Source organism: Mesorhizobium sp. M7A.F.Ca.CA.004.12.1.1, assembly GCF_003997835.1.
In the GTDB taxonomy this organism is placed as follows: domain Bacteria; phylum Pseudomonadota; class Alphaproteobacteria; order Rhizobiales; family Rhizobiaceae; genus Mesorhizobium.
In genome coordinates this window covers 1-3,761 of the sequence record NZ_RZRK01000602.1, presented here as the reverse complement: position 1 = coordinate 3,761, position 3,761 = coordinate 1, and the positions used below count along the sequence as shown (strand labels likewise).

Below are 3,761 nucleotides of genomic sequence, written 5' to 3'. Positions count from 1 at the left end.
GCCTGATACGGTCTTCGAAGCGCTCGACGCCTTTCGTCGCGAACATATCGAGAAGGCAACCAAGGTGGCGACGCGAAAAGCCTCCGAAATGGCGCTGGAGGTCATCAACGGCGCAACGGAGTTGACCGTCGGCGGCTCGGCCGATCTGACGCATTCGAATCTGACGATCACCAAGGGCATGAACCGCATTGCACCGGGTGACTATGCCGGCCGCTACATTCACTACGGCATTCGTGAGCACGGCATGGCGGCCGCCATGAACGGCATCGCGCTGCATGGCGGTTTCGTGCCCTATGGCGGTACGTTCCTGTGCTTCGCCGATTATGCGCGCGGCGCGATGCGGCTCTCGGCGCTCATGGGCCAGCGCGTCATCTATGTGATGACACACGATTCCATCGGCCTCGGCGAGGACGGCCCGACGCACCAGCCGGTCGAGCACCTTGCGATGCTGCGTGCCACGCCTAATCTCAACGTCTTCCGCCCGGCGGATGTCATCGAAACGGCGGAGTGCTGGGAACTCGCGCTAAAGAGCAAGGACCGGCCGAGCGTCCTGGTGCTGTCGCGCCAGAACCTGCCGATGCTGCGTCGGTCGCACAGCGACGAGAACCGCTCCTGCCAGGGCGCTTACATCCTGCGCGAGCCGGCAAAGCACCGCGCCGTCACCCTGATCGCCACCGGCTCGGAAGTCGAGATCGCGGTTGCTGCCGCCGAAAGGCTGGAGACCGAGCATGGCGCCGCCGCCGCCGTCGTGTCGATGCCGTGCTGGGAGCTTTTCGAGGAGCAGGACAGCGCCACCCGCAAGGCCGTCCTCGGCTCGGCGCCGCGCGTCGCGGTCGAAGCGGCAGCCCGGCTGGGCTGGGACCGCTGGATCGGCGAGACCGGCGCTTTCGTCGGCATGACCGGCTTCGGCGCCAGCGCCCCTGCCCCCGACCTCTACCGGCATTTCAACATAACGTCCGAAGCGGTTGCTGCAGCGGCGCTGAAGCTCATCATCTAGGAGGATTCACAATGGCTCGCATCACCCTTCGCCAGCTTCTCGACCATGCCGCCGAGCACGGCTACGGCGTACCGGCATTCAACATCAACAACATGGAACAGGGCCTCGCCATCATGGAAGCGGCCAAGGCCTGCGACGCGCCTGTCATCATCCAGGCTTCGCGTGGCGCCCGATCCTATGCCAACGACATCATGCTGGCCAAGATGATGGAGGCGCTGACCGAAATCCACCCGACCATCCCGCTATGCATCCATCAAGACCACGGCAACAGCGAGGCCACCTGCCTTTCCGCGATCCGCCACGGCTTCACCTCGGTGATGATGGACGGATCCTTGATGGCGGACGCCAAGACGCCGGCCAGCTACGACTACAACGTCGCCATAACCGAACGCGTCGCACGCATGGCGCATTGGGTCGGTGCTTCCGTCGAAGGCGAACTGGGTGTGCTCGGCTCGCTGGAAACCGGTCAAAGCGAGGCAGAGGATGGCCACGGCGCCGAAGGCGCGCTTTCCCACGACCAGTTATTGACCGATCCCGATCAGGCGGTCGACTTTGTGACCGCAACCCAGGTCGACGCGCTGGCGATCGCCTGCGGCACCTCGCACGGCGCCTACAAATTCACCCGCAAGCCGGACGGCGACATCCTGGCCATGCAGGTGATCGAGGCGATCCACGAAAAGCTGCCCAACACGCATCTGGTCATGCACGGCTCTTCCTCGGTGCCGCAGGAGTTGCAGGACATTATCAACAGATACGGCGGCGAGATGCCCCAGACCTTTGGCGTTCCGGTCGAGGAGATAGAGCGCGGCATCCGCTACGGCGTGCGCAAGGTCAACATCGACACCGATTGCCGCATGGCCATGGCCGGGCAGTTCCGCCGCGTCGCGACGGAAGACCCGCGCGAGTTCGATCCCCGTAAATTCCTGAAGCCAGCCATGGATGCCTTGCGCGACCTTTGCCGGGACCGGTTCGAGCGTTTCGGTACGGCGTCCAACGCCTCGAAGATCAAGGTCATCGCCATGGACGAGATGGCGAAACGTTACGCCGCGGGAAAGCTCGATCCCCATATCGCCACCGCGAAAGCCGCCTGAGCAACAAACAGGAGACCTGTCATGAACAAGATCGACATACTGCCAGCGGGAACGCTCAAGGAAGGCAAGGAACGCTACAAGTCAGGGGTCATCCCCTACAAGAAGATGGGCTACTGGGAGCCGGACTACAGGCCCAAGGAGACCGATCTGATCGCCATGTTCCGGATCACGCCGCAGCCGGGCGTCGACCACGAGGAGGCGGCGGCGGCCATCGCCGGTGAATCCTCCACCGCGACGTGGACCGTGGTGTGGACCGACCGACTGACGGCCTGCGAGCTCTATCGCGCCAAGGCGTTCAGATCCGAGCCGGTGCCGAACACCGGTCCCGGAACCAAGACCGAGCAACAGTACTTCGCCTACATCGCCTACGACCTCGACCTGTTCGAGCCGGGCTCGATCGCCAATCTGACCGCATCGATCATCGGCAATGTGTTCGGCTTCAAGGCAGTCAAGGCGCTGCGGCTGGAAGACATGCGTATCCCGGTGGCGTACCTCAAAACCTTCCAGGGGCCGGCGACCGGTATCGTGGTGGAGCGTGAGCGGCTCGACAAGTTCGGCCGGCCGCTGCTCGGCGCGACGACGAAGCCGAAGCTCGGCCTGTCGGGACGCAATTACGGGCGCGTCGTTTACGAAGCGCTGAAGGGCGGCCTCGACTTCGTCAAGGACGACGAGAACATTAACTCGCAGCCCTTCATGCACTGGCGCGACCGCTTCCTCTACTGCATGGAGGCCGTGAACAAGGCGTCGGCCGCCACCGGCGAGGTCAAAGGACATTATCTCAACGTCACCGCCGGCACGATGGAGGAGATGTACGAGCGCGCCGAATTCGCCAAGCAGCTTGGCTCCTGCATCGTCATGATCGACCTCGTCATCGGCTACACGGCGATCCAGTCGATGGCCAAGTGGGCGCGCCGCAACGACATGATCCTGCACCTGCACCGTGCCGGCAACTCGACCTATTCGCGCCAGAAGAACCACGGCATGAATTTCCGCGTCATCTGCAAATGGATGCGCATGGCCGGCGTCGACCACATCCATGCCGGCACGGTGGTCGGCAAGCTGGAAGGCGACCCGCTCATGATCAAGGGATTTTATGACACGCTGCGCGAGGAGCGCACGCCGCAGAACCTCGAAACCGGGCTGTTCTTCGATCAGGAATGGGCCTCGCTCAACAAGGTGATGCCCGTCGCCTCGGGCGGCATCCATGCCGGCCAGATGCACCAGTTGATCCACTATCTCGGCGAGGATGTCATCCTGCAGTTCGGCGGTGGCACGATCGGCCATCCGGACGGCATCCAGGCAGGCGCGACGGCCAATCGCGTCGCCTTGGAAGCGATGATCCTGGCCCGCAACGAGGGGCGCGATTATTTGCGCGAAGGAACCAAGATCCTCGAACAGGCGGCCAGATGGTGCACGCCGCTGAAGGCTGCCCTGGAGACCTGGAAGGACGTCACCTTCAACTACGAATCGACCGACACGGCCGACTTCGTGCCAACCGCAACGCCCAGCTTCTAGACGAAAGGAACCGTCGTCATGATGACCAATCCGGGAAACAAGGTCACACAGGGGCAGTTCTCGTTCCTGCCCGACCTGACCGACGAGCAGATTTCGGCGCAGATCAAATACGCGCTGAAGAACCATTGGGCGGTCAGCGTCGAGTACACGGACGATCC

The 3,761-nt window shown here is 63.2% G+C and carries 4 protein-coding genes; all 4 read left to right on the top strand.

Annotated features, from left to right (window positions below; translation table 11 throughout):
- On the top strand, positions 1-997 hold a 997-nt coding region (locus EN984_RS25925), incomplete at its 5' end, for a transketolase C-terminal domain-containing protein (protein ID WP_281057328.1).
- 11 nt (positions 998-1,008) lie between these two features.
- Entirely contained in the window at positions 1,009-2,088 is a 1,080-nt protein-coding gene (gene fba, locus EN984_RS25920) for a class II fructose-bisphosphate aldolase (RefSeq protein WP_127267899.1), read from the top strand.
- 21 nt (positions 2,089-2,109) lie between these two features.
- A complete protein-coding gene (locus EN984_RS25915) occupies positions 2,110-3,603 on the top strand; it encodes a ribulose-bisphosphate carboxylase large subunit (protein ID WP_013532056.1) in 1,494 nt (497 codons plus the stop codon).
- Positions 3,604-3,621: 18 nt separating this feature from the next.
- Positions 3,622-3,761, top strand: a 140-nt coding sequence (locus tag EN984_RS25910) for a ribulose bisphosphate carboxylase small subunit (protein WP_206517476.1), incomplete at its 3' end; no start/stop codon positions are given.